This is a genomic window from Qipengyuania rhodophyticola (assembly GCF_042493225.1).
Taxonomy (GTDB): domain Bacteria; phylum Pseudomonadota; class Alphaproteobacteria; order Sphingomonadales; family Sphingomonadaceae; genus Erythrobacter.
This window is the reverse complement of sequence record NZ_CP170454.1, coordinates 2,858,135-2,883,471: the sequence shown is the minus strand read 5'-3', so window position 1 is coordinate 2,883,471 and position 25,337 is coordinate 2,858,135. Positions and strand designations below refer to the sequence as shown.

The following is a 25,337-nucleotide window of genomic DNA, read 5'->3' as shown; positions in this document are numbered from 1 at the left end:
ATGGAGCTTTTCCCTCTCACCATTTTTCCTGAGGGCGGGCTAGCCAGCTCGATCATCACGACCGTGTGGGTCGGGGTGTTCGTGATGTGCTTCTTCAATTTGCGCTATGGCTGGGTTTTGTCCGGGCTGGTGGTGCCCGGATATCTGGTGCCGCTGGTGATCGTGAAACCGTTTGCAGCGGTAGTGATCATTATTGAGGCGGTGACCGCCTACGCGCTGGTCTGGCTGTTCTCCGAAAAGCTCAGCCGTGGGCGTTTTCCGAGCCTGTTTGGCCGCGATCGTTTTATGGCGCTGATCCTTGCGAGTATCGCCTCGCGTCTGTTTTTTGACGGTCTGATTTTGCCCGAATTTGCGATCTGGATGGAGGACAATTTCGACCGACGGATCGACTGGGAGGATAATCTTCAGAGCTTCGGTCTGGTGATCATTTCGCTGCTGGCAAACCTGTTCTGGAAGCCGGGCCTAGCGCGGGGCCTGTTCATGGTCACGGTTACGATCGCGCTTACATTCTTGATTGTGCGCTATGGCCTGATGGAGTTTACAAACTTCCGCATTAGCGGGGTTTATTATCTCTATGAAGGGCTAGCTAGTTCAATACTGGCGAGCCCCAAAGCCTATATTATTCTGACGCTGACCGCCCTCATCGCGAGCCATTACAACGTCAAATATGGCTGGGATTTCTCAGGAATTCTGATTCCCGCGTTGATCGCGCTGCAATGGTATCAGCCGAGCAAGATCCTCACGTCTTTTGTAGAGGCCTTGATCATCTATTTGATCGCGCGGCTTATTCTCAAGCTGCCGATTATGGCCAATGTCACGCTAGAGGGTGGACGCAAGCTGCTCCTGTTTTTCAACATCAGCTTCGCCTGGAAGATGGCCGTTGGCTGGTTCATCGTGTGGCAGGGGATCGATGTCAAAACGACTGACTTCTTCGGGTTCGGGTATCTCTTATCGACGCTGGTTGCGATCAAAGCTCATGACAAAGACATCTTTCCGCGCCTTGCTCGCTCGACATTGCAAGTAAGCCTTGCAGGGGCCGTTCTGGGGAATGTGGTTGGCTTCACATTATCGGCTGCAAGCAGCCGCGGCTTTGGCAGTGATAATATCACCAGCGCTAACGCTGCGCGCGCATCCAAGAACCCATTTCTCAATGAGCTTCTTGTCCGAGCGATTGGCGATGCGCATGTGCGCTCCGTTCGAAATGCCGGTCAACGGCTTTCTGCCAAAGACGCGCAGGATCTTGCGGAGCTTATTGAGCTACTTGAAGAGGACGTTCCGCAAGCAGCGCCCAGTTTCAACCAGAGAGCAGGCGGGTGGCGGCTTGTAAAAGTAGAAGGGGAGCGCTTGGCAATCGTTCGCGATGATGGGGCAGGGCACGAAATGCTGCTTTATGACCCATCTGCATCGCGCGAGCTGGCGATTATCCTGCCTGATCCAACGCTTGCGGCGGGTCTGGGAATTGCCGCAGTAGAGCTCCAGCGGAGTCAAGATGCGCGCTGGTTGGTTGTTGCGGCACCTTCAGTCGGTGGTTTGGTCGATGAACGCGCTGTTGCCCGTGTCTTTGAAGATTCAAGCGACACCGCACATATTATCGTAAGCGCTGCAGAAGCAGGCGAACCTTCGCACTTCGCATTTTCCGATGGTGCGGCCCGGCCAGCCAATGTTGCGTCATTGCGGGATATCGTGCCCGATATGGAAGTACGCTTGGCCAGCGAGGGGCGAGGCGCGCGCGGACATTCTGCGAGCCTCTATCTAAGCGCGCAAGCCCTCCGTCATATTGCGCAATTGCAGCTGCCAGCGGCCGTATCCCCCGCAGCATCGCCCTGCCGCATATCGCGAGGCACTGCAGAAGCTGACAAATGGGGCGAGTTAGAGCAACTGGCTTTTGCTAGATACGAAATCGCAGCGCCGCTTGTGGCCGGTGCGCGGGCCGGAAACGCGCCGGTGTTGGCCCGCGCGACCGCGCAGCTTGGCGATATGGACATAAGTCGCTGTCTGCTGGGTGATCGGCCGCATTGGAGGTTTGGTGCGCGGGCTGTCGGTGGGGGCAATATCTTCCTCGCCGACGGCGCAGAGCCACAAAAGGCAGTGCTAAGTTTTCAGAATGGACGCAGCACGCTCCCATCGCGGATCGCAGTGTCACTCCACAAAAATTGGGATGCAGATGCGCTGTTTGTGGCGACGCGCAGTGACAGCTTCTTGCGCGACCCGAAGACCGTTTTTGATGTCACGTGGCAGGAGTGGGTGCGCAGCCAAGAGGGTGTCGAAAACCCACTGGCCTTTCAACTTAGGGTTCGCCCGAGAGAGGCCATCGACTACCGTAAGGGCGTCGATGTGCTGGTCGCCAAGGATCGCATCGGTCCAGAACCTGAAGGGTTCGAGCAGCTCATCTCGTCTTTGCGCGTGGCCGGATTGCGGCCCGAAACCGTCACAAATGCCCGCGAGCAGGCGGGAATGGAAGCGCGCCCGGGTATGAGTGTGCGCTATTTCGATGGGACAAGTGAGCGCCGCTATGCATTTGGCTGGCTACTCATGTCCGAAAAGAAAGGGGCTGCACAATGACCCTTTCGATGCTTGCAAAGAGCTTGGTGTTTGCCGTGCTGCTGGCATCTTCTGCCCTGGTGGGCCGCGAATATGCAGCGCCATTGGCCACCTATATCACTGATGTTCAAGCATTTTCTGCCCGCGATGCTCGTATTTCAAAGCGCTCCATCGCTTATCGTGTGCCTGGCGAAGACACCATTTCGTTTACGTTTTCTCAGCCGACATTGCTCACCAAGGTTTTGGTCCACCCCTCGGTAAAGCCGGAGGTTCGCGCGCTTAAAGAGGGCTTTGTTTATGGGCTGCGCGTGCGTATGCTCGGGGCTAGCGGTGAAGAGTTGGCCTCTTACGACATTTTTCTTCAGGCAGATTCACCCGACGAGGTTTTTACTTCCGGGCAAAGATGGCGGTTTTTCCGCACACGTCCTGAATTGGTTGGGGAACAAGATCACTTGCTGATCGAAAGCCCGTCGCCAGCAACGCAGATGGAAATCTCCACGATTGAGACAGCCCCCGGTATCATCGGCGTTGACTTACGTGTTTTTGAACAGCTGCCGTTTATTGGTTCGCAGTCCATCGCGGCCTTTCGCAGGCTGAGTGAACCCTCGCGGGTGCTTTTGACCGAGCCCAATGCATTTCCCGCCGATATGCTGAGCCGCGAGGAAATCCTTTTTCTAGGACGCAATCAATGGCGCTCTGTCGGGGCGAACGGGCTTGATGGCCGTGACTACGAATCGCTGGTGCTCTACGAGGCATCGCGCACTGGCCTTGAAGGTGACGAAAGCGCAGGCGCGCCATGAGCACGGCTAAGCCAATCCTTGCGGGAAGTGCAGCCGCTGCCATTGTTGCTGGCTCCGCTGCGATGCTCTTTCCGCCCTTTGGTGAGACGCGCTCGCTTGCGCGCGCGGATCATGCGCAATTCGCCCGTGTGCAGAGCGCCTTTGCGGGCATACTCGCTGAGCACCCTTCCGATATGTCGGTGCTCGAAGATCTGGGCTTCCAAGCCGACCGACTAACCAATGCGCCCGGTACAAAGGTCATCGCTGAGAAGGCTGGCAGCTGCGCTGGGCAAGGTATCTATTGGTTACGCGAAGACGCAGGTGCTGGCCTCGCCATTACTGCGCCGCATCGCGGCTCCGACCGGCACACGGGCTCGCTTGCCGCCACGCTCTTTCTCGAAACTGGAGCGAAAGCTGCGGCCTGGAATTCTGCTCCGCGTCGCCCGACAAAACAGTGCGATGCCGCCCTTGATCTCGCCAAGGAAAAAAACCACGTCTTTAGCGCATTCACGACGGGCTTTGCCGAGTTTGCGCGGGACAGTTTGATCGTGCAGCTCCATGGTTTTGACGGCGATCGGCGCAAGAGCCTCGCCGCGCAAGAAGCGGGCATGATCCTCAGCAATGGCACGGAACGTCCGAGCGAAAAATTGCTCGATTTGGCCGATTGCTTGAGCATCGCTTTCAATCCTGAGCGAGTGCTTGTCTATCCAGTCGGCACGCGCGAATTGGGCGCGCTCAAAAATGCGCAAGGCCAATTGCTGCGCGAGGCCGGCTTTGATGGTTTTGTGCATATGGAGATATCAGCGGGCTTGCGGGCTGAGCTGATTGAAGATGGCGCGCTGCGCGGCAAACTTGCCGCGTGCCTGGTGGAGGCTGCAAAATGAGCGTCCACAGTGAAATCAAATCTGCCAAAGCGGCAGTTGCACACAAGCAAAAGCCCCTCAAAGGGCGGCTTGAGGCAGGGTTTGCGCCGCTCATGATACCAGTGTTCGCGGACCTATGCGATGAAGTTCTAGAACTCGCGGGCACGCAAAAGTCCGCTGCATCCGCGCGGGCTCATGCCGAAGTGCTCGTGCGCTATTGCACAGATCAGGCGGCCGCGATTGCCGAGTTTGGCAAGTCTGAGCAAACCTTCCAAATGCGGCTTGGCAATGCGGTTGATGAGGCTGAGCAGCGCGCCGCGATTTTGGACTTTGCACGCGACCTCGGTGCCTCGCGCAAGCAGTTGAACCGTGATGGCAAAGCGTTTGATGCCTTCCTTGATGCCGATGCGATCCTGGAGCGTTTGCAAAAGCGCATAGGCGAAAAAGAACGTGCACTTGCTTATGGGATTGAGCGCCTTGGCTATGTTGCAGGGGATGCGCTGGTCGAAGACCCCAGTATCCTTGAAAGCGCCTTTCTGGTTGATCTGCTGGAGGGCCTTCTCGCCGATATGCGTGGTTGGCGCGGGGATGCGCGGGTGCGCCGTGCAGCGCATACATGTCTTGCCGAGATGGCGCGCCATGTTGAGCGCTGGCCGCACGGCATTTGGTTCGACTCCATTCTGAGCGCCACGCGCCGCGTTTGTTTCGATATGAAGGAAGACGTCTGGGTGCAATGTGCCGCGCTCGACGCGCTGCTGGCACTTTCACCCAACTCTGTACCCACGGTGATTGAACGCCGTTTTGATGCTGGCCTCGTCCATGAGGCGCCGGCAGTGCGCGACAACGAGCTGTTTGTCCGGCGTCATATGGTACGGATCGTTTGCGCCAATTATGTGCGCGTAAAGCCGCTGCGTCCTTTGCTACATACTCTCGCGAATGACCCGAGCGGAGCCGTGCGCCAAGTGTTTGCAGACAGCCTTCATCTGCTGCCCGCAGATCAGGCATTGGGCATTCTCAAGCGGTTGCGCACCGACCGCGACCCGCAAGTGCGTGCGGCGATTTTTGCCGATGTACCGCGCATGCTTCAGCGCATCGAGCCGTATATGTATGGCATTTACGTTGCCCGCATCTTGAAGCAAGACGATGATGAATTTGTGCTGCGGATGGCACTGGATGCTGGGGCGCATTTGGCCGCGTGCTGTGTGCGTGATGATGACCGCGACACGGTCGAAGTCATTGCGCATTTGCGCAAGGCCTTGGCGGTATTCTGCGCGCGCGACATCTTACCGAAGCTGCGCCGCTGGGCCGATGAGGCCGCGGAACGCATCTGGCTTGCCGTAGACAGCGATGCACGCGAGATTGCGGGTGTTTTACACACGCTTACTGAAGGTCAATTCGAGGCGGATATCCGCCGCGCCAAACCGCTCAAACCCTGGCTTGCGAGCGAGCGCGAGAAGGTTGGCAGAGTCATGGCGGTACTCGCGCAGAACAATTTCGGCCTTTCGCTGAAGTCTCGTGGAACTCCAAAGATACAGCGCGGTGAATGGCTTAAACGGCGCGGCTGGCGGATCCTGTTTGAAGGTCGCAATTCCGCAACGGACAAGCGTCAGGCATTCCTCCATACGACGGGACGACACTATTTCGGCGATATGATAGCGCCGAGCGCGCGCATGGCCGAACTCGCGCCTACCAAAGTGCCGGGCGAACCGCTGATGGAAAGTTCAGAGGGGGGCTGGCGCAACTACCTGCCGCTGCTCGATCAAATCCTGTCTGCGGTTGATAAAGGCGGCACGACCGAGGTTTTCACGAGCGCAGGTATTACCCAGATTGACGCGCCGGACGGCATCTGGGCGCGGACACGCGCATTCTGGCATGTCAGCCGCAATTTCGCCGACCTTGCTGGCCTGCGCAATCGCGAGCCTGCAGAATATCTAGCGAACCTACGTGAGCTGGGCATTGAGGTCTCGCTGCGCCAATATGACGCGGCGCGCGAACCCAATCCCGAAATCGTCAAATTTTTCAGCGCGGGCGGGGCCGCCGCTGCGCTTCCTTTCGTATGGGACAAGGCGCTGGCCTATGCGTCGACCGTTTATGAAAATAATCTGGTTGAACTCGCAATCTTCCTTGCGATTGCCAGCGTATGGTTCTTCGGGCGCCACATATTTATGGGGTGGAAAGCGCGGCGGTTGCGCAATGCAATCAGCTTGTCGCTCGGCGGCTGGGGCACGCGTGGTAAATCTGGCACGGAGCGTTTGAAAGCCGGGCTGATCAATGCCGTTGGTCCATCTATCGTCTCGAAAACGACAGGCTGCGAAGCGATGTTCCTGATTGGCACGCCGTTTGGTGGCCTCACTGAAATGTTCCTGTTTCGCCCGTATGACAAGGCGACCATTTGGGAGCAATTCAATCTGCTCAAAACCTCAGTTGGTCTGAAAACACGAGTGTTCCTGTGGGAATGCATGGGGCTCAATCCCGCCTATGTTCGCGTACTTCAACAAGATTGGATGCGCGATGATATCGGTACGATCACCAATACCTATCCTGACCACGAGGATATTCAGGGGCCGGCCGGACGCAATATCCCAGAGGTTATGTGCGAGTTCATTCCGCATAATCGGCGGTTGCTGACAACCGAAGAGGAAATGCTGCCGATCCTTGAAGAGGGCGCAGCCAAAGGCGCGACTGCCATGCGTAGCATCGGGTGGAAAGAAGCAGGGCTGATCCATCAGGAATTGCTCGAGCGTTTCCCCTATGAAGAGCACCCTTACAACATCGCGCTCGTCACGGCGATGGGAGATGAGCTGGGCCTAGAGCCTGACTATTGCGTGCGCGAAATGGCGGACCGCGTGGTAGCTGACCTTGGCGTTCTGAAAACCTATCCGCGCTCGCAGGTAAATGACCGCACTCTGGAATTCGTGATGGGCATGTCTGCCAATGAACGCTTCGGCGCGATGGGCAATTGGACGCGCATGGGCTTCGACAAGCATGACCATGCAAAGGACCCCGAGGTATTTGTCAGCACCGTCGTCAACAACCGCGCGGACCGGGTTCCGCGCAGCCGGGTTTTTGCGCGCATGCTGGTGCATGATGTGGCGGCGGACAGGCACTTCCTGATCGGCTCCAACATTGATGGCCTGCTGGGCTTTATCGATGAGGAATGGAGCGCCTACGCAGCCGCGCTGACGCTGTTCGATGATGAGGAGACGGCCGAGGCTCGGCTGGAGCGGCTTGCACGGCACCAACGCATCCCGCTGAACCAAGAAAGCCTTGATGGGCTGCTCGCCGCGATGCTTAAGCCGCAAGCTGACAAACTGGCTGCAAAAAATGCCATCACGGCTGCTCAAAGCGGCCGGCTAAGCGAGGCATTGGAAAGTGCCAGTATTGAGGGCGCTGCTACCATCGCCGCGCATTATGAGCACTTGGCTGGGCTCACGCGAGAATATTCAGACCTTCAGCAGGCAATTAAAGCAGGCGGCGATAATGTTAGCCTCGACACCCGTATGCGAACTCTAATGGAGCGTGCTTTTAAGGCTAAGCTTGCGCCCGTGCATGATTTTTACATCAAGGGTGAAATGATTGTGAGGTTGGTGGCGGATCAGACGCCGCCCGGTCTTATCAACCGGATCATGGGTATGCAGAATATCAAGGGTACCGGCCTTGATTGGGTCTATCGCTGGCAGGCATGGGAAACCGTTCACAAGGCATGTCAGCAATTGCGTGCCGACGATCCCGCTGAGATTGAGCGCGGCTTCCGCATGCTCGCCAGCTTCCAAGAGTTCGGCATTCTTGCCGATGAAGAAGTGCGCGCCGCCGTCGCGGAGCTGCGCCCACGTTTGGACAGGTTAGAGGGCATTTCGGATGCTCAGCTTGACGCGATCGAAACGCGGCTAGGGCAGCAATTAAGCAAGTTCGAGAGCGCTGAGGGCGAGGGCGTATCCAGCTCCGGCGAGGGCGCTGACCGGGCTGGCGCAATGCTTGACCGCGTCCTCACCATGACCGAGGGCTTTATTGATGCGAGCGATGCTGTGCGCCGCAGACGCGCATCCGACCGCATCTACAAAGCGCTTATTGCAGAACAGATCTCGCTTCAGCGCGCTGCCACTGAGCTCAAGGCTATCACAGCTCGACAGAAGGGCGGATGGCTCGCGAAATCCGTCAAGGAACGCAGCGGTAAGCTGCGGTCATTGCGCAAAGCCGCCTAGGTTTCTCGCTAAACAGTTCCGACAACCCTGCTGCAGTTGATGTCGTAGCACTGCATCAACTGGTCCTGAATCCAATTGGTAGGACAAAGATATTCAAACAGGTATGTGATTTAGGTTGACATATTCAGACCGCAATATATCCCGGAGGGCAGAGTAATAAAACTCCGTGGGAGGGAGCAATGTTGAATACTAAAGAGCTTGGCCGTGTGGCTGGGCGCAATTCTGGTACTTTTGTGAAGCTGTTGACCGGCACCGCGCTGGTTGGATTGGCTATGCCAACAGCGCTGGCGGCGCAGGAGCAGGCGGATACGCCGCAAGCTGATGGAGTTGGCGAAAATGCGATCGTCGTGACCGGCATTCGTAGCTCGCTCCAAAGCGCGCTTCAGGAGAAGCGTAATGCCGATAGCTTGATTGAAGTCATTCAGGCTGAAGACATTGGTAAATTGCCTGACCAAAACTTGGCTGAAGTTCTTGAAAATGTGACAGGCGTACAAATTACGCGGACGGCAGGCGTTGGCACCGGGGTTCAAATTCGCGGTACCAATGACAACCGCACAGCGATCAATGGCGTCACCACGCTCGGTTCAGGCTCGGGCCGCGGCGGTATCAATTTTGAAGACGTGAACGCGGCGATCATTTCTTCTGTTGAAGTGATCAAGGCTCCGGAAGCGTCAACCATCGAGGGCGCTGTTGGTGGTACAATCAATCTGCGTACGATCCGCCCGCTCGATATTACTGACACGATCGCGACGGTTCGACTGCAGGGCGAATATGCTGAGCTTTCTGATTCGGTATCGCCGCGTATTTCAGCCAGCTTTGGTGACAATTGGTCGACCGGTGCTGGCGATATGGGTTTTGTCATTGCGGCGAGTTATACAGAGCAAGAGGCGACATCTTTACGCCCTCGCGTTGACCGCGATAACTTTATCCCTGCTGGGGCGTCTGTGACGGCGGCTGGTGCGCCTGGACCGGATTTTGATTTCCTCGGTATTCAGTTCCTCAACCAAGAGCTCGAGAATTTCGAGTTTGAAACAATCAACATTGCCGGTTCGTTTGAATGGGAAGCTGCTCCTGGTTTCACCTTCTTCGTTGACGGTTTCTACAACGATCAAGAGCGCCGTCAGGACAGCTCACGGGTCCAGGGCTCGGGTGTAAGTAGCGTTGATCTGGTCAATGTGCCTGACACGTTTGAAACAGTAGAGTTTGGTTCGCTCGACGGGGTGAATTTTGGCAGCATTCAGGCTGCGCTGACAGGTACTATCCAGCCAAATCTGGCAACAGATGATGATGACCCGAACTTGCGCTTCTCAAGTGATACGGGTGCTCGTGTAACCGAAAGCAGCGTTCTGCGCTGGGGCTTCGACTGGGAAGGGGAGCGGCTGGCGCTCCGATTCGAGGCGTCAAGGGCGAGGGCTGATTCTGTCAGTCCTAACCTCAGCACGACGCTGAACTTCATTAACCCGAACCCGCTTACTCCGCTAGACGGCACCAGTAACGACAACAGCGTGCCGTTCATTTATGACCTGACAGGAGGCGCGCTGACATTTGGTATCGACTTCGCATCGCCATTTGCGCCGAGCGTTGCCGATCTGCTCGATCCTGCCAACACGGTCATTGATGCGGTGAACATTAGCCGTGATACGACTGAAAATGCCGACGATGCGATCCGCCTTGATCTTGAGTATGACACCTCGGATTTCCTCGGTTTCATCACTTCAGTGGATGCGGGCTATCGCTTTAATCGCCGTTCAAGCGAGTTCAATGACATTGGCTTTAGCCGCGGATTTGGTGCGATCGCGGACAGTCCGAGTGGTTCGCTGATTGCGGATCTCTTGGTTCCCGGACCAGATATTTTCGGCGATGCTGATGGGCGCGAGCTCGCTTTCCGTAACTTCCTTCTGGTTGATCCAAACCTGTCGTTTAGCGACCAAGAGGGTACCTATGACGCCATTCAAGCTGCATTCCTGCAAACGCCAAATGGCGTGGTTCTTCCTGAGCCGGACTCTAGCCCAGACGCATTCTTTAGCATCGATGAAGAAACCCACGCGCTTTACCTCCAGGCCAATTTTGAGCTGGGCATCCTGCGCGGTAATGTGGGTGTGCGTTATGTCGATACCTCGATCGACTCCACCGGCATCACAACGCTTGGTGGCACCGGACAACAGGTGGTTACGAGTGCTGGGTACAACGAGTGGCTGCCCCGTTTTAACGTAATCGCAGATGTAAGCGACGACATTGTTCTGCGCGCAAGCTTCAGCCGCGATGTTAATCGGCCAGACTTTAACCAGCTGTCTTCTTCGGTAACATTCCCGACCAGTGCCAACGCAGCTGTGTCGATCGGCAATCCTGGCTTGGCTCCCGAAACCGTGACCGCGTTCGATGCGTCGATTGATTGGTACTTTGCTCCGGCTGCGGTGGTGAGCGTGGGTGTGTTCCATAAGAGACGGACAAATTTGTTTGTCACACAGTTGGACGAGCCTTTCGAGGATCCTGTAACGGGCTTCCGCGATATCACTGATCCTTGCGAGCAGGGCGGTATCTTCAACCCGATCGCAGACCGGAATATTCTGGCGGCGGATCAAACGCAGCCTGGCATTTGTGTCCCGATCCAAACTGAGATCAACGATACTGCTACCACTAAGCAAACTGGTATCGAGGTTGCGTTCCAATATGATCTTTCGAGCTTTGAAGACACTCTCGGGTTTGCTTCGGGCTTTGGTATCCTTGCGAACTACACCTATCAGGACTTTAGCGGGGGTGAGGCGTTCAACACCTCTTCGGGTCGCGGAACGCCAGCGCTGGAATCCGGCAGCGGTCAGACAGGTCCATTTACAGCGGTCCAAGGCCTGCTCGATTTCTCTGAGAACGCGTATAACGTGACGCTTTATTATGAGAAGTTCGGCCTTTCGGCACGTGCGCGCTACACATGGCGTGATGCATTCCGAACGCTAGATACTGCTGGCGGTGCATCGCTGAATTCGACCTTCGGTTTTCCTACGGTAACCGAGTCTCGTGGTCAGCTGAACGCGAGCGTCACCTATGACGTGACTGACAACATCAATGTTGGCATCGAGGGTGTGAACCTGACTAAATCAGAAATCACTCAGCGCTGCGTCAATTCTGGAGCTCTACTCTGCTTCCAGGGCCTGCCTGATCGGCGTATCACTTTTGGTGCGACATTCAGGTTTTGAGCCTACGCCGGTGCTGCCAATCTCCCTGGCGGCGCCGGCTACTTCATATGTGTATGGATATCCTTGAATAAATTGCTTAGGGAAATTGGCACAGGGTAAATCGGTCTCATTTCGCGGGGTAGTAGTGCACCAATGGTCACCAAAAGACTTTTCCAATCCGTAGCGGAGCAGATTGCGCAATTGATCGACGAGGGAGCGTACCCTCCTGGAACGCGTCTCCCGGGTGAGCGCGAGCTGGCTGAGAATCTTGGCGTTAGCAGAGTGACTATCCGAGAAGCGGAAATCGCGCTTCAGGCGATTGGCCGACTTGAAATCAAGACTGGCTCAGGTGTTTACGTTAGCGAAAACCGGCCGTCGTTGGGTGAGGCATTGCCCAAAGCAAGTGCGTTTGAAGTGACTGAAGCACGGCTATTGGTTGAGTCAGAATCGGCAGCTCTTGCGGCACACAATATTTCCGAAGAGAGTATTGAGCGACTTGAGGCGCTCGTCGATCAGATGGGATCGCATAATCAGGATGAGGCGAATGAAGCTGATGAGCAGTTTCATCTGACTATCGCTGAGGCTTCAAACAATTCGGCCATGGTCCATACCGTCAAGTCGCTTTGGCGTATGCGGGAGGAAATTCCCGAAGTTAAGGCCACTTACGAGTCAGTCTGCGATCATGATGCACAAACGCGGACTGAGGAGCATCGGGCGATCTTTGATGCGCTGAAAGCGCGAGATCCTGCGGGCGCGCGCAACGCAATGCGCGAGCATTTTCACCGTTTGCTGGAATCTATGCTTGAGGCGACAGAGCGCCGGGCGCTTGAGGAGGTGCAGCAGCAAGCCTCGGAGAGCCGGGAGCGGTTCCTCGCATCTGCCAAAATTGGCTAGGCAGATTGGTAGTATATTAATTCTCAACTCCATAACTCCAGATTGATTGACAATCACGATCGTGTCCTTATTGTGATTGATCGGAGAAGTAAGAAGGGGAGTGGGGATGTTCGCGAGGCTTGGCCTTGTTTGCCTGACTATGGTTCTGGCGGCTGTGCCTGGGCGCGCTGAGGAATATCTCGTCCACAACCAGGCGGCGTATGCCCGCGTGTCGCAGCAGGTTGAGGCTGGCGATGTTATAGTGCTTGCTAACGGTGAGTGGCCTGATTTCGAGATAGTCATCACTGGTAAGGGTAAGGCGGGCAATCCGATTACCTTGCGCTCGCAAGACGCGGGCAAGGTCATCCTGACTGGCCAATCAAGCTTGCGCATTGGCGGCGAGCATATCCTTGTTTCAGGGCTAGTTTTTAGAGACGGTTACAGTCCGCGCGGCGAAGTTGTCTCATTCCGCCGTTCTAAACAGGACCAGGCGCGCAACAGCCGCGCAACCCAAATTGTCATCGACGGTTTCAGCAAGCCTGATCGCTACGAATCCGATTATTGGGTCGGTATTTACGGCAAGAACAATCGCTTTGATCACAGTCACCTAAGCGGCAAAACTAATAAGGGTGTGACGCTCGCGGTCCGGCTTGATAGCGAAGAGAGCCGCGAGAACAACCACCGCATCGACCACAATTACTTTGGGCCGCGTCCTTCGCTTGGTTCCAATGGTGGCGAGACACTGCGGATCGGAACAAGCAGATACTCAGCTTTCAATTCAAACTCGCTCGTTGAAAGCAACGTGTTCGACCGGACCGGCGGCGAGGTTGAGATTATCTCGTCGAAATCGGGCGGCAACGTTTTTCGCGGTAATCTGTTTCTGCGCGCGCGTGGCACACTTACTTTGCGGCACGGCGATGACAATGTAGTCGAGGGCAATGTCTTCCTAGGCTCAGGTGATGACTACACGGGAGGTATCCGCGTGATTAATCGCCGCCAGACAGTCCGTAACAATTATATGGAGGGGCTCCGCGGTGAGGCGTTCTCGAGTGCGCTGGCCGTGATGAACGGCGTCCCCAATTCGCCGGTCAATCGCTACGTTGAGGTTGATGGTGCGCGCATCGAAAACAACACCATCGTGGATAGCCGCCGGGTCGCATTCAACGTCGGCGCGGATACAGAGCGCTCTGCGCCGCCTAGCAATACTAGCTTTGCAAACAATCTGTTGGGCGGGCTTGGCGGAGAATCATTTCTAGAAGTCTACGATGATATCTCGGGCATCACTTTTAGTGGCAACCGAGTGCTGCAGGGCGGGGTTGCGAGTGAACTGAGCTCGATTGAGCAGGGGGCTACCCCGATGGAGCGCGCCGAGAACGGCTTGCTCTATCCTTCTGATCCCGCGCTTGCCGCCATCGGCGCTCCGCGCGATCTCAAGGTTATTGCGCTGAGCGAAGTCGGTGCGTCTTGGTATCCAAAGCCGGGCGCGGCGCAGACCTTTGGTGCGTCGGGCAAAACCATTCATGTCGCGCCTGGGGAAGGCGGCTTGGTTGCAGCAACGGCGAAGGCTGCTTCTGGCGACACACTGCTGCTTGGGCCGGGTGAGCATGTCGTTTCGCGGTCCATTGCAATCGGGAAAACGCTCACCTTCAAGGGCGCGGAGGGCGACGCGAGATCGACAATCCTGTTTGCACGACCGTATCTGTTTGAACTGCGCGAGGGCGCTAATCTTCAACTGACTGATCTCGTTATCGACGGTGCGTTGGCTCCAGATTCGGTTGGAAACTCTGCAATCCGCACCACGACCTTCCCAATCCAAACGAACATGCAAATCGAGTTTGACCGGGTCACGGTGCGCGGCCTTACAGTCAACAAATCCTTCAACGTGTTGTCGCTAGGGAAGAGCGCATTTGCTGATCGTGTCACCATTCGCAATAGTAGCTTTTCTGATATCTCAGGAGCTATTGTTTCTGCGGCTTCTGAGACGGAAGACTACGGTCAGTACAATGTCGAATATCTCGACATCTCGGGCAGCAGCTTTGCCAATATCGGTGGCCCCATTGCTGACATTTATCGCGGCGGGCGCGACGAAAGTACGTTCGGCCCTTATGTCAAAATTGCTAATAACCAGCTCGCTGCAGTAGGTCTCGCATCGACAAATGGTTCAGGTGCTTCGATCAACATCCACGGTGTCCAAACGGCCGAATTGGTAGGCAATCAAGTTGCGGGCTCTGCTCCGTTCCGGGTGGTTCACACTGTCGGAACACCGAAGACTGCGATCACCAATAACCAGTTGGCCGGCACTTCGACCTTCGTTCTTGAAGAATTGAATTACGAGGGTGAGCATCGCGCCAAGATATCAGGCAACGTTTTTGCCGATGAGGGCGCGCAATGAAGTCCGCAATTCTTCTCACAGCAGCCATGGTATTTGCGGCAGTGCCGCAATCTGTAGACGCTGCTGTACAAGGCGAGGCCGTCACTCTTGGGGGAGATGTGACGGCCTCGGACCTGCCTCCGCTTTATGAGGCTGAGTTGGCGCTCGCGCGCAGCTTTGTCGATGGGATGATGGCGGACGGTGTAGTGGTGCCGCTGCCCAAGGATCCTGGTGGCGGCTACACGCACGAGCAGCACAAGCGTAATTTCCGCGCGATCTACCTTGGCGGGCAGCTGTTCGCGGTGACTGGCGAGACCCGCTACCGCGATTACGTACGCGATATGCTGCTCGAATATGCGGCTATGTACCCGACACTTGGCGACCATCCAGCCAAGGCCAATCAGAATGTAGGGCGGCTCTTTTGGCAGGTGCTTAATGACGCGATGTGGCTGGTCCACGCGGTGCAAGGTTATGGTGATATTCGCGATACTTTGAGCGCGCCGGACCGCACGTTGATTGATGATCAGGTTTTCCGGCCTGCCGCACATTTTCTTGCGGTGGAGTCGCAAAGGACCTTCGACCGAATTCATAACCACGCGACCTGGGCCACGGCGGGCGTTGGCATGACCGGTTATCTTCTTGGCGATCAAGATATGGTCGCGCGCGCTCTCTATGGCTCAGACAAGAGCGGCAAGGCTGGCTTTATTCGCCAGTCTGAATTGCTGTTCTCGCCAGAGGGATATTACACCGAGGGACCGTATTATCAGCGCTTTGCTCTGCTACCATTTATGGTGTTTGCGGACGCGATTGAGCGCAACGATCCGGCGATGAAGATATTCGAGCACCGCGACGGCATTCTATTAAAGGCCCTGCGGACTACGGTTCAGCTCAGCTACCGCGGATATTTTTTCCCGTTCAACGACGCGATCCGCGACAAGAGCCTGAAGACGGCGGAGCTCTATGACGGCATCGCGATTGCTTACGCGCAAACGCGCGACCCGGCATTGCTCTCTATTGCGAAGTTTCAGAACCGCACAGTGCTCAGCGCAAACGGCATGATGGTCGCCAGCGACCTCGCCGAGGGTAAAGCCGAGCCATTTCCGTTCAAGTCTCTGCTTCTGAGCGACGGACCTGACGGCGATGAAGGCGCAGTGGCGGTCCTGCGTCAAGGGGCGGCCAACGCCAATGGAGAGCCCGCCACCGTGCTGATCGCGAAGAACTCTTCGCAAGGTATGGGGCATGGTCATTTTGATAAGCTTGCCTGGCAGCTCTACGATAATGGCAATGAGATTGTCCGCGACTATGGCGCTGCGCGTTTCCTCAATATCGTCGCCAAAGAAGGCGGTCGGTACCTACCGGAAAACACGACTTGGGCGAAGTCTTCAATCGCGCACAATACGCTGGTCGTGGACGAGATGAGCCACTTTGATGGCAAAGTGGAGCCGGCGAGCGCGGCATGGCCTGAGCAGTTGTATTTCTCCGATGATCCAGGTCTTCAAGTCACCAGTGCAACCATCGACAGCGCCTATCCTGGTGTCGCGATGACACGCACATTGCTCATGCCGAAGATCGAAGGATTGGAAGCGCCGCTAGTGATCGACTTGGTCAGCGGCGAGAGCGACGAGCCACATCGCTACGACCTGCCGCTCCATTACAGCGGGCACATCATTGAGCATGATTTGGCTTTGCAGAGTTTCACCGTTGAACGTCCCGTTCTAGGCGAGGCTAATGGCTACCAGCATATCTGGGCTGACGCGATCGCCCCGGAGCAGGATGGCAAGGGCGCGCTCACCTGGCTTCTGGATGGGCGCTTCTACACATATCGCTTTGCGAGCAATGGCCGGTTGGACGTTGTGCTCGGTGAGACGGGCGCAAATGATCCAAGTTTCAACCTCCGCCGCGAACCTCTGATTATGCTGCGGGCAAACCGCGCTGAGGGAGGCGCGCATTTCGCTTCGCTCCTCGAGGCACACGGCAGTTATGACGGTGCGGCGGAGCAAACGCTTGATAGCCGTAGTCTCGTGGAAAGCATGGATCATGTCCGAGTGGACGGAAAAGATATCGTCGGTCTCACGCTAAAAAGTGGAGACCGGTTCGCGGTTGCTGTGTCGCATGACACGCGGTCAGCACAGAGCCATCGGGTCGTACTTGATGGACAGGCGATCGAATGGAGCGGGTTTGCCGCTGTGATCGCTCTTAAAGGTAAGGGGAACTAGAATGGCGACTTTGGCACAGCCAAGCTCAGAGGCTTTTGTGCGGCATGATCCGGCACAGGTCGAGACGGTGGGTGAAGGTATCCGCCGGGAAATGCTCGGGTACGGCCCGGAGCTGATGATCGTGAAGGTGCTGTTTGACAAAGGCGCGGTTGGCGAGGTCCATGCGCATCGTCACAGCCAGTCGAGTTATGTCGAAAGTGGCCGGTTTCTGGTCGAAATTGACGGCGAAAAGCAAGAGCTTGGCGCGGGCGACTGCTTCTATGTTGCCCCGCATAAAGACCACGGCGCAGTGTGCCTCGAGGCTGGCGTGCTGATCGATACGTTTAGCCCATTGCGCGAAGATTTTCTAGGCGAGGGAAGCTGAGAATGCTCAAAGGCAATCTACGTTATGTCATCGTCGTGCTCGTGGCGATTGCCACGATCATCAACTATATCGATCGCGGCGCGCTAGGCTTTCTCTGGCCGGAAATTTCCGAGGATCTTGGTCTAACCAAGGCTGATTATGCGATCATCCTCAACGTCTTTACCTTCGCATATGCGTTTGGTCAGACGCTGTTTGGCAAGATATTCGACTGGATCGGCGTGCGGCTTGGCTTTGTCCTGTCCATCGTCGTGTGGTCAGCGGCAACTATGCTGCATGCGATCGCCAACGGGCTCACATCCTTTGCGGTGTACCGCGCGATCCTTGGGGTGTCTGAGGCGGGTAACTGGCCGGGTGCGACAAAGGCCAATGCCGAGTGGTTTCCGATTGATGAGCGAGCACTCGCGCAAGGCATTTTTAATTCAGGTGCGGCGATTGGCGGCATTGTATCTGCGCCTATCATTGGCGTGCTATTCGTCTTTCTGGGCAGCTGGCAGGCGACATTCATTGCCATCGGTGCGCTTGGCTTCCTGTGGCTGATCCCATGGCTTATTGTCTACAAATCCGGCCCAGACGCGCACCCCTGGATCACCGAGGAAGAGCGTCAGTTCATCCTAACGGGACAGCGCAATGCCGATGTCGGCGATGTTGCTGACTATGCTCCGGGCTCAGGTGAAATCCTGTCGCGGAAGGAAAGCTGGGGCGTCATCGCAGCATCATTTTTCCTCGATCCGATCTGGTGGCTGTTCGTAGGTTGGCTCCCGCTTTATCTCAACGAGACCTATGGTTTCGGGGTTGAGGAAATCGCGATCTACGCTTGGATCCCCTACGTCGGCGCAATGCTCGGCGCGTGGTTCGGCGGCTTGCTTGCAGGGAACCGCATTAAGTCGGGGTGGACGGTTAATCGAACTCGTAAGAGCGTCATCGCGCTTGGCGGTGTGATTATGCTAATCTCATTGCTGGCGACCACGCAAGCGGCGACTCCGATTGTCGCGGTCCTGCTGATGGCGGCGATCTTGTTTGGCTTCCAAACGGCGGTTGGCAACATCCAGACGCTGCCGAGCGACTTCTACAGCGGTAATTCGGTGGGCACACTTGCAGGATATGCGGGTACAGCGGCAAAACTTGCTGTCGTGGGACTCAACTTCCTGATCCCGATCATTACCGTCAACAGCTATGCACCGGCCTTCATTGTCGGCGCAGGGCTTGCGATCATGACTGTGCTGTCGGTGCTCATTTTGTGTCCTGACATCAAACCGCTCAAACCAAAAATATCCTAAATCCCCTCCATTCAAACACGGGACTTCAAACTATGAAATTCGAAGGAAAGACGGCAATCGTAACAGGCGGAAGCCGTGATATCGGCCGCGCAATTTGTGTGAAGCTTGCGAGCGAGGGCGCCAATGTTGTTGTGAACTATAACAGCAATGAAAAAGACGCAGACGCGACTGTAGCGGAGATCGAAACCGCTGGTGGCAAGGGCCTTAAGGTAAAAGCCGATGTGACCAAACCGGCTGACGTGGATGCGCTAATCGCCGCGACGCGCGAAGCCTTTGGTGATGAGATCCATGTCCTCGTTAACAATGCGGGCGGCATGGTTGCACGCAAGACGCTGGCTGAAATGGATGAGGAGTTCTTCAACTTCGTCATGCAGCTCAACACCACTTCGACTTTCCTCGCATGCAAGGCGGCCGTGCCATTCATGCCGGAAGGTGCCGCAATTGTTAATCTCGCCTCGCTTGCTGGCCGTGATGGCGGCGGTGGCGGCGCTATCGCCTATGCCACGTCTAAGGGTGCGGTTATGACCATGACCAGAGGCCTTGCGAAGGAATTGGGGCCCAAGGGTATCCGCGTTAACGCTCTTTGTCCCGGAATGATCGCAACCACGTTCCATGACACGTTTACGCCAGACGCTGCGCGCGAAAACGTCGCGAATTCCACGCCTCTGCGCCGTCAGGGTAAGGCTGAGGAAACCGCTGACACAGTAGCGTATCTCGCGTCAGACGAGGCGTCTTTCATCACTGGTGCGAATATCGACATCAATGGCGGCCTTGGTTTTTCATAGAGCACTGCTTTAACTTCTAGATTTGGATTTTCTCCCCATGGCTCAATTTCTTTCATTTGGTGAGATTATGCTTCGTTTGAAAACGGCGGGGCATGAGCGTTTTTTTCAGTCGCCCGGGTTTGAGGCGACCTTTGGCGGCGGTGAGGCGAATGTCGCGGTGGCGCTGTCAAATTACGGCCTTGATGCAGGTTTTGTGAGCGCGCTGCCGGATAATGACATTGGCGAGAACGCGATCATGGAGCTGCGCAAATTTGGCGTGGATACTGCCCATGTCAGCCGTTCGGGTGACCGCGTGGGGATCTACTTCCTGGAGACAGGATCGAACCAGCGCCCCTCCAAAGTGGTGTATGACCGCGCGAACTCCTCGATCTGCAATGCAGGTATGGATGAGTTTGATTGGCCGGTGATCTTCAAGGGCGCAAAATGGCTGCATATCACAGGGATCACGCCTGCGCTTAGCCAATCAGCAGCGGATCTCTCGATGGCCTGCGTCAAAGCAGCGAAGGAAGCAGGCGTTACGGTGTCGTGCGACTTCAACTTCCGCGGCAAATTGTGGAAGTATGGCAAGAGCGCGCCAGAGGTGATGCGCGAGCTCGTCAAATATGTCGATGTTGGCATCGCCAATGAGGAAGACTGCCAGAAGTCGCTCGACATCACGGTCGATGTTGATGTGGAAAGCGGTGAGCTCGATACCAAGAAGTATGAAGCACTGGGCCAGAAGGTGCTCGACATCTATCCAGACATGCACACGATCGCGATCACTCTGCGTGAGAGCCTGAGTGCGGACCGCAACAATTGGTCGGCGTGTCTGCGCACGCGCGATGATGGCTTTATGCTGTCGAAGAAGTATGCGCTGACTGATATCGTTGACCGGGTCGGCGGGGGCGACAGCTTTGCCTCAGCGCTGATCTATGGCCTCAACGCTTATGAGGACCGCCAGCAGAGCCTTGAGTTTGCCGTGGCCGCCAGCGCGCTTAAGCACACGATCATGGGCGACTTTAACCGCGTCACTGTGCCCGAAGTCGAAAAGCTCATGTCCGGAGACGGATCAGGACGCGTCGTGCGGTAGGTATCGGCAAGGGCGCTAGTCGGTGCTGCTCTCGGAAAGAACAGCCAGCGTTTCAGGCGTATCGATATCGATCAGCAGCTCTTGCGCGCAGGGTACCGCCGCCCCGCGCGCTAGAAACTCACGTGCGCCCTTGTCTCCAGAAATCTGAGTGAGCGGCGTGAACCAGCCTTTCGCGAAACAAGCGGGCGGTATGCGCACCTCATTATATCCGGTCGCTGCAATGTAGCCTTCACCGCGATTTTGTACTTTGGCGATTATGCTCGCAAAATGCTCCGCAGGCACAAGCGGCATGTCAGCGAGGCAAATGATCAGCGCATCGGCATGCTCAGCCATTGCCATCTGGGCTGCCAATGCGACCGACGTTCCCATGCCCAACGCGGCCTCTGGGTTCACGGCAGGTTCAAAGCCTGCATCCCGCCAACCACCCTCACATGGGTGCCCCCCCTTCGAAGTAATTACCCAGCGATGGTGCGCCTCAATCTCGCGCAATGTGTCGCAAGCATGCAACCCCAGCATCTTCCCGCGAAAGGGCGCGGTCAGTTTGTCTGTGTCACCAAAGCGGCGAGACGCGCCTGCTGCCAGCACAGCAATTGCAAGGCGGTAAGGTTCAGCCATTGGTCTGTCGAAAATCGGCGGTTTGATAGGCTTGCATGACTTCGCCCAGCGCGGATAGTGCCAGTGTCTGCGGGTCGCGCGATGAATGAAACAGGCCAATAGGCGCGTGGATCGTGGCGATTATTTCGTTTGAAACGCCGCGCTGTTTCAAGGCCTCGCTCCGCATTTGATGTGCACGCCGACCGCCCATTGCCCCGATGTAGAAATGGGGGAGGGCGAGCGCACGCTCCATCAGGGCGATTTCCCAATCATGGTCATGAAACAGGAAAACGCTCGCGGTCCATGGATCGCTTTCAAGCAGTTCGATCTCATCTATCGTGGTAAGCTCGGCGACTGCGCAATCAGCGTCCCTTAGATCACTCATTACCCGGTGGTCCGGTGTCAGAACGCTCACATCACAGTCCATCGAGAGCGCAAGTGTCGCCAGCGCGCTCACGCTAGCCCCATGACCGATAATCTGGAGTTTGGCGCTAGGCCAATGGCCGAATGTTGCCGTGTCCGCCGCGAGAACCTGTGAGTGCCATCCTTCGCGAAAGGCGATATCCTCTGGCCCAATCGCCACAGAAAAGGGTTGTCGTTGTGCAATCGCCTGCCGGCATTGCTCGACAAAGTGCGTGGCGGAAAGCGGTTGGAAATGAATGTCTAGCCCGCCCCCGCAAGGCAGTTTGATGTCGAGATAAGGCGAGCCCGCGCCAAAGCGCACAATACGCCGCCTACCCTCTTTGAGAGCCGCCTGTGCCTCGGCGACCACCGCGTTTTCGATGCAGCCGCCGGATAGCGAGCCTTCATAAGTGCCATCCTCGCAGACAGCCATATGCGTTCCGGGATTGCGCATTGAAGAGCCTTCAACTGCGCAAACGGTCACCAAAACGCAGCGTTGCTGGGCCGCCAAACGTTCAGCAAGAAATGCGAAAATGCGGGCCGAGTCCAAGGTTCTGATCCGCCTTGCGACGCCTACTCAGAGAGCGAAGCAAGATAGGCGATGATTGCGGCGCGCGTTTCTGCGTCGCTCACTGCGCCTGCGACCATGGTGGTGCCTGAAACCGCGCTGGATGGGTTGGCGATGAAGGCGTTCAATTGCCCCTCATCCCACGTGATTCCCGATGCCTTCATGGCGTCAGAATAGTTGGCAAAGCCTTCATAAGTGCCAGCCTCGCGTCCGACTACACCATAGAGATTGGGGCCTATGCGTGAGGCAGCGCCTTGTTCCGCGCTGTGACAGGCAGAGCATACCGCAAAGGCTGCTTCTCCTGCTGCGACAAGATCAGTTGCGGCGTCAGAGGCTTGTACGGCCACTGGCGCGGGTGTGCCGGGCTCCCGCACAATGATTTGTTCAGCAGGTGGCTCAGCTTCCGATGAGCCGCATGCGGTCAGCATCATTGCAGAGAGGCTCGCAAGGACAATCGAGCGGGTATTGGTCATGTGGCAGGTATCCATGGCCGCCTAGGCGAATTGCTTAGCGATGGGCAATTGGCGAATGCGTTTACCGCTCGCAGCGAAAATCGCATTGGTCAGAGCGGGGGCAGCTGGCGGCGTGCCGGGTTCGCCTGCACCGCCGATCGGTACATCGCCGCTATTGATGATCGCGACTTCGATGTTCGGCACCTCATTTATCCGCAACATCTTGTAATCATGAAAATTGCTTTGCTGGACTGCGCCATCGACCAAATCGAGATCGCCATACATTGCGGCGGTCAGGCCGAAGACGATGCCGCCCTCAATCTGATTACGGAAACCGTCCGGGTTCATGACATAGCCCGCATCACAAACGCACCAGATGCCCGTCATGCGCGGTTTGCCGGAGGACATATCGACCTCGATCACCTCGGCGGCGATGGTGCCAAAGCTCTCGACAATCGCAACGCCCTTGGCCGTGCCTTCCGCGCTCTCGCCGTTCCAATTGCTGATTTCGGCGAGCTCTTCGAGCACGGCGCGGTGACGCGGTGCGTTTTCGAGCATTGCTAAACGATATTCGAGCGGGTCCTTGCCAGCGGCATGGGCTGCTTCATCGATAAAGCTCTCGATGAAATAACCATGCTGGGAATGGTCGACCGAGCGCCATGCGGAGAAGGGCAGGTGAAGTTCTGCCTCGGCCACGCGTACAGCGGTGTTGGGGATGTCGTAAATGCCCGGAACGCTCGCTTCTGCCGGGTCATGGCGCTGCGTGAAGATATTGTCGTAGGCGACCAGCTTGCCAGCCTCGTCCAGACCGCCGCGGAAACGGCTGATGTCAGCGGGGCGGTACATCGCTTTTTGCGTATCTTCCTCGCGCGACCAGATCATCTTCACCGGATAGCCAGTGGCTTTGGCAATGCGCACGGCCATGGTGACATAGTCATTTTCGAGGCGCCGCCCGAATGCACCGCCCAGATATGGGTGATGGATGATCACATCGTCTTTGCTGAGGCCGACGGCTTCCGCCGCTGCGCTACGCGCCATAAGCGGCACTTGCGTGCTGGTCCAAACCTCGCATTTGCCGTCTTTGACCAGCGCAGTGCAATTTACTGGCTCCATAGGTGCATGGGCGAGGTAGGGCACTTGATACTCCGCCTCCAGCGTGGTGGCTGCATTGGCAAGCGCGCCGTCCGCATCGCCTTTGCCCGCCGCTTTGTCGCCGCCAGTTGTTCCAGCCTCGTCGAGAGCGGCGGCGAAGTGGGCGAATTGATCGGCGGTTGAGCGGATCGGGCTTTCTGGCTCGCTAAACTCAATGTCGATGGCATTGAGCGCTTGCTGTGCATGCCAATAACTGTCCGCGACCACGGCCACAAATGATCCCATATTGAGGATCTGAAGCACGCCGGTCATATCCTTGGCGCGGTCTGCGTTCATGGCCGTCACTTTGGTGCCGGGCACAGGCGCTCGCCGTGTGGCGGCATAGGACAAGTCCAGGCCTTCCGGCGCTGCATCCACGCCGAATTCAGCAGTTCCGTTGACCTTCGACGGGATATCCGTGCGAGCGACGCTCTTGCCCATAAGGCGATACTCGCTCGGGTCTTTGAATTTGGGCGATTGCGGCATAGGCTGTTCAGCGGCAGCGGCAGCAAACTCAGCATAAGGGGCGGAGCGGCCCGAAGCCTCGTGGATGAGCATGCTGTTGCGCGTTTCGATATCCGCAGCAGCGACGCCCCATTCCTCAGCCGCAGCGCCCTTGAGCATTTCGCGCGCAGCAGCGCCAGCGGTGCGCATCTGATATTGACCGGTTGAGCGGATCGATGAGGAGCCGCCGGTGATTAGAACATCGCCGAGGCGGCTGATTTGCGTGAACAGCCCGTCCCACGTCGGCTCAATCCAATCGGCGGCGTTCATGGTGAAGGGAGCGACAAACATCCGCGCGGTATCGGTGACGACGTAGTTGCCGTCAGTGGGGGCTTGCATGACATTGACCTTGTCCCAATCGGCATCAAGCTCGTCAGCCAGCATTTGGCCAAGCACGGAATGCGCGCCTTGGCCCATCTCGCAATGCGGAACGATGGCCGTGATGATATTGTCTGCGCCGATCTTGACCCAGCTATTGACCAGTTCCTCGCCCGGGCCTCCAGCCACGATTGGTTTGAGCTTGTCGACTGGGTTGCCGGAACGAATGCCTACGCCAATCAGCAATGCGCCGCCTGCCAAAACGCCGGCGCCAATGACGCCGCGGCGTGACCACTTCGCGGCACGGCTGCGCTCAGGTTTCGCTGTTTTGATCTCGCTCATGCGTCAGCTCCTTCATCGCGCGGCTCTTGCATGCCGGCGGCAACCTTGATGGCTTTGCGGATGCGGGTGTAGGTGCCGCAGCGACAGATATTGCCCGACATAGCGGCGTCGATCTGTTCGTCGCTGGGTTGTGGGTTGTCGCGCAGTAGAGCGGTCGCGCTCATGATCTGGCCGGACTGGCAATAGCCGCATTGCGGCACTTGCTCGCTGACCCATGCTTGCTGAACAGCGGTCAGTTCGCCGTCTGGCCCAGCAACACCCTCGATCGTGGTGATCGTCTTGCCTTCAGCTTCGGCGATAGGAGTAGAGCAGCTACGCACAGGCTGACCATCCAGATGGACGGTGCACGCGCCGCATTGGGCAATGCCGCAGCCAAATTTCGTACCGGTAAGTCCCGCCTGCTCGCGCACAACCCATAGGATCGGCATGGCCGGATCAACCTCGAGCTTTACCTGCTCACCGTTTAGTACAAACTCAGCCATCATCGCCCTCTCAATTGCGGATTAAAACCTATCG

General features: G+C 56.8%; 17 protein-coding genes. 12 read left to right on the top strand and 5 right to left on the bottom strand.

What is annotated here, in order from left to right; genetic code table 11:
• The 12 genes from ACFCXQ_RS13735 to ACFCXQ_RS13680 all read left to right on the top strand — a co-directional run bounded on the left by ACFCXQ_RS13735 (nt 1) and on the right by ACFCXQ_RS13680 (nt 20,510).
• Nucleotides 1-2,562 carry a poly-gamma-glutamate biosynthesis protein PgsC/CapC gene (locus ACFCXQ_RS13735; RefSeq protein WP_379551525.1) on the top strand — a complete coding sequence of 854 codons (2,562 nt, stop codon included), beginning with the start codon at nt 1-3 and terminating at the stop codon, nt 2,560-2,562.
• On the top strand, nt 2,559-3,341 hold the full coding sequence (locus ACFCXQ_RS13730; protein WP_379551524.1) for a hypothetical protein: 783 nt from the start codon (nt 2,559-2,561) through the stop codon (nt 3,339-3,341). The genes ACFCXQ_RS13735 and ACFCXQ_RS13730 overlap by 4 nt, the downstream gene beginning before the upstream one ends.
• Nucleotides 3,338-4,204 carry a hypothetical protein gene (locus tag ACFCXQ_RS13725; RefSeq protein WP_379551522.1) on the top strand — a complete coding sequence of 289 codons (867 nt, stop codon included), beginning with the start codon at nt 3,338-3,340 and terminating at the stop codon, nt 4,202-4,204. The genes ACFCXQ_RS13730 and ACFCXQ_RS13725 overlap by 4 nt, the downstream gene beginning before the upstream one ends.
• Nucleotides 4,201-8,385 (top strand): hypothetical protein, encoded by a 4,185-nt coding sequence (locus ACFCXQ_RS13720; protein ID WP_379551520.1) that lies wholly within the window; start codon nt 4,201-4,203, stop codon nt 8,383-8,385. The genes ACFCXQ_RS13725 and ACFCXQ_RS13720 overlap by 4 nt, the downstream gene beginning before the upstream one ends.
• 179 nt (nt 8,386-8,564) lie before the next feature.
• Nucleotides 8,565-11,576, top strand: a complete 3,012-nt coding sequence (locus ACFCXQ_RS13715) for a TonB-dependent receptor (protein ID WP_379551518.1) — start codon at nt 8,565-8,567, stop codon at nt 11,574-11,576.
• 132 nt (nt 11,577-11,708) lie between these two features.
• A complete protein-coding gene (locus tag ACFCXQ_RS13710) occupies nt 11,709-12,449 on the top strand; it encodes a FadR/GntR family transcriptional regulator (RefSeq protein WP_379551516.1) in 741 nt (246 codons plus the stop codon).
• Nucleotides 12,450-12,555: 106 nt separating this feature from the next.
• Entirely contained in the window at nt 12,556-14,820 is a 2,265-nt protein-coding gene (locus tag ACFCXQ_RS13705; RefSeq protein ID WP_379551514.1) for a polysaccharide lyase 6 family protein, read from the top strand.
• The gene (locus tag ACFCXQ_RS13700) at nt 14,817-17,015 is read left to right on the top strand and encodes an alginate lyase family protein (RefSeq protein ID WP_379551512.1); all 2,199 of its coding nucleotides are present in this window, start codon (nt 14,817-14,819) and stop codon (nt 17,013-17,015) included. The genes ACFCXQ_RS13705 and ACFCXQ_RS13700 overlap by 4 nt, the downstream gene beginning before the upstream one ends.
• A 1-nt stretch (nt 17,016) precedes the next feature.
• Nucleotides 17,017-17,379 (top strand): cupin domain-containing protein, encoded by a 363-nt coding sequence (locus ACFCXQ_RS13695; RefSeq protein ID WP_379551510.1) that lies wholly within the window; start codon nt 17,017-17,019, stop codon nt 17,377-17,379.
• Nucleotides 17,380-17,381: 2 nt separating this feature from the next.
• Nucleotides 17,382-18,656, top strand: a complete 1,275-nt coding sequence (locus ACFCXQ_RS13690; protein ID WP_379551508.1) for an MFS transporter — start codon at nt 17,382-17,384, stop codon at nt 18,654-18,656.
• A 32-nt stretch (nt 18,657-18,688) separates the two neighbouring features.
• Nucleotides 18,689-19,441, top strand: coding sequence for an SDR family NAD(P)-dependent oxidoreductase (locus tag ACFCXQ_RS13685; protein WP_379551506.1), 753 nt, complete (start codon nt 18,689-18,691; stop codon nt 19,439-19,441).
• A 37-nt stretch (nt 19,442-19,478) separates the two neighbouring features.
• Nucleotides 19,479-20,510, top strand: coding sequence for a PfkB family carbohydrate kinase (locus tag ACFCXQ_RS13680; protein ID WP_379551504.1), 1,032 nt, complete (start codon nt 19,479-19,481; stop codon nt 20,508-20,510).
• Nucleotides 20,511-20,525: 15 nt separating this feature from the next.
• Here the strand turns inward: ACFCXQ_RS13680 and ACFCXQ_RS13675 are convergent, their stop codons facing one another.
• The 5 genes from ACFCXQ_RS13675 to ACFCXQ_RS13655 are packed head-to-tail and all read right to left on the bottom strand — an operon-like array spanning nt 20,526 to nt 25,303.
• On the bottom strand, nt 20,526-21,125 hold the full coding sequence (locus ACFCXQ_RS13675; RefSeq protein ID WP_379551502.1) for a nucleotidyltransferase family protein: 600 nt from the start codon (nt 21,123-21,125) through the stop codon (nt 20,526-20,528).
• The gene (locus tag ACFCXQ_RS13670; RefSeq protein WP_379551500.1) at nt 21,118-22,056 is read right to left on the bottom strand and encodes an XdhC family protein; all 939 of its coding nucleotides are present in this window, start codon (nt 22,054-22,056) and stop codon (nt 21,118-21,120) included. Before ACFCXQ_RS13670 ends, ACFCXQ_RS13675 begins: the two co-directional genes overlap by 8 nt.
• Nucleotides 22,057-22,079: 23 nt before the next feature.
• Nucleotides 22,080-22,547, bottom strand: coding sequence for a c-type cytochrome (locus tag ACFCXQ_RS13665; RefSeq protein ID WP_379551498.1), 468 nt, complete (start codon nt 22,545-22,547; stop codon nt 22,080-22,082).
• Between the two features lie 21 nt (nt 22,548-22,568).
• On the bottom strand, nt 22,569-24,821 hold the full coding sequence (locus ACFCXQ_RS13660) for a xanthine dehydrogenase family protein molybdopterin-binding subunit (RefSeq protein ID WP_379551496.1): 2,253 nt from the start codon (nt 24,819-24,821) through the stop codon (nt 22,569-22,571).
• Nucleotides 24,818-25,303 carry a (2Fe-2S)-binding protein gene (locus ACFCXQ_RS13655; protein WP_379551494.1) on the bottom strand — a complete coding sequence of 162 codons (486 nt, stop codon included), beginning with the start codon at nt 25,301-25,303 and terminating at the stop codon, nt 24,818-24,820. Before ACFCXQ_RS13655 ends, ACFCXQ_RS13660 begins: the two co-directional genes overlap by 4 nt.
• Between the last annotated feature and the right edge of the window lie 34 nt (nt 25,304-25,337).

Bases quoted from the DNA above. Each gene is read 5' to 3' on its own strand.
- ACFCXQ_RS13735 (WP_379551525.1), top strand. From the start codon at position 1: ATGGAGCTTTTCCCTCTCACCATTTTTCCTGAGGGCGGGCTAGCCAGC.
- ACFCXQ_RS13730 (WP_379551524.1), top strand. From the start codon at position 2,559: ATGACCCTTTCGATGCTTGCAAAGAGCTTGGTGTTTGCCGTGCTGCTG.
- ACFCXQ_RS13725 (WP_379551522.1), top strand. From the start codon at position 3,338: ATGAGCACGGCTAAGCCAATCCTTGCGGGAAGTGCAGCCGCTGCCATT.
- ACFCXQ_RS13720 (WP_379551520.1), top strand. From the start codon at position 4,201: ATGAGCGTCCACAGTGAAATCAAATCTGCCAAAGCGGCAGTTGCACAC.
- ACFCXQ_RS13715 (WP_379551518.1), top strand. From the start codon at position 8,565: ATGTTGAATACTAAAGAGCTTGGCCGTGTGGCTGGGCGCAATTCTGGT.
- ACFCXQ_RS13710 (WP_379551516.1), top strand. From the start codon at position 11,709: ATGGTCACCAAAAGACTTTTCCAATCCGTAGCGGAGCAGATTGCGCAA.
- ACFCXQ_RS13705 (WP_379551514.1), top strand. From the start codon at position 12,556: ATGTTCGCGAGGCTTGGCCTTGTTTGCCTGACTATGGTTCTGGCGGCT.
- ACFCXQ_RS13700 (WP_379551512.1), top strand. From the start codon at position 14,817: ATGAAGTCCGCAATTCTTCTCACAGCAGCCATGGTATTTGCGGCAGTG.
- ACFCXQ_RS13695 (WP_379551510.1), top strand. From the start codon at position 17,017: ATGGCGACTTTGGCACAGCCAAGCTCAGAGGCTTTTGTGCGGCATGAT.
- ACFCXQ_RS13690 (WP_379551508.1), top strand. From the start codon at position 17,382: ATGCTCAAAGGCAATCTACGTTATGTCATCGTCGTGCTCGTGGCGATT.
- ACFCXQ_RS13685 (WP_379551506.1), top strand. From the start codon at position 18,689: ATGAAATTCGAAGGAAAGACGGCAATCGTAACAGGCGGAAGCCGTGAT.
- ACFCXQ_RS13680 (WP_379551504.1), top strand. From the start codon at position 19,479: ATGGCTCAATTTCTTTCATTTGGTGAGATTATGCTTCGTTTGAAAACG.
- ACFCXQ_RS13675 (WP_379551502.1), bottom strand. From the start codon at position 21,125: ATGGCTGAACCTTACCGCCTTGCAATTGCTGTGCTGGCAGCAGGCGCG.
- ACFCXQ_RS13665 (WP_379551498.1), bottom strand. From the start codon at position 22,547: ATGACCAATACCCGCTCGATTGTCCTTGCGAGCCTCTCTGCAATGATG.
- ACFCXQ_RS13660 (WP_379551496.1), bottom strand. From the start codon at position 24,821: ATGAGCGAGATCAAAACAGCGAAACCTGAGCGCAGCCGTGCCGCGAAG.
- ACFCXQ_RS13655 (WP_379551494.1), bottom strand. From the start codon at position 25,303: ATGGCTGAGTTTGTACTAAACGGTGAGCAGGTAAAGCTCGAGGTTGAT.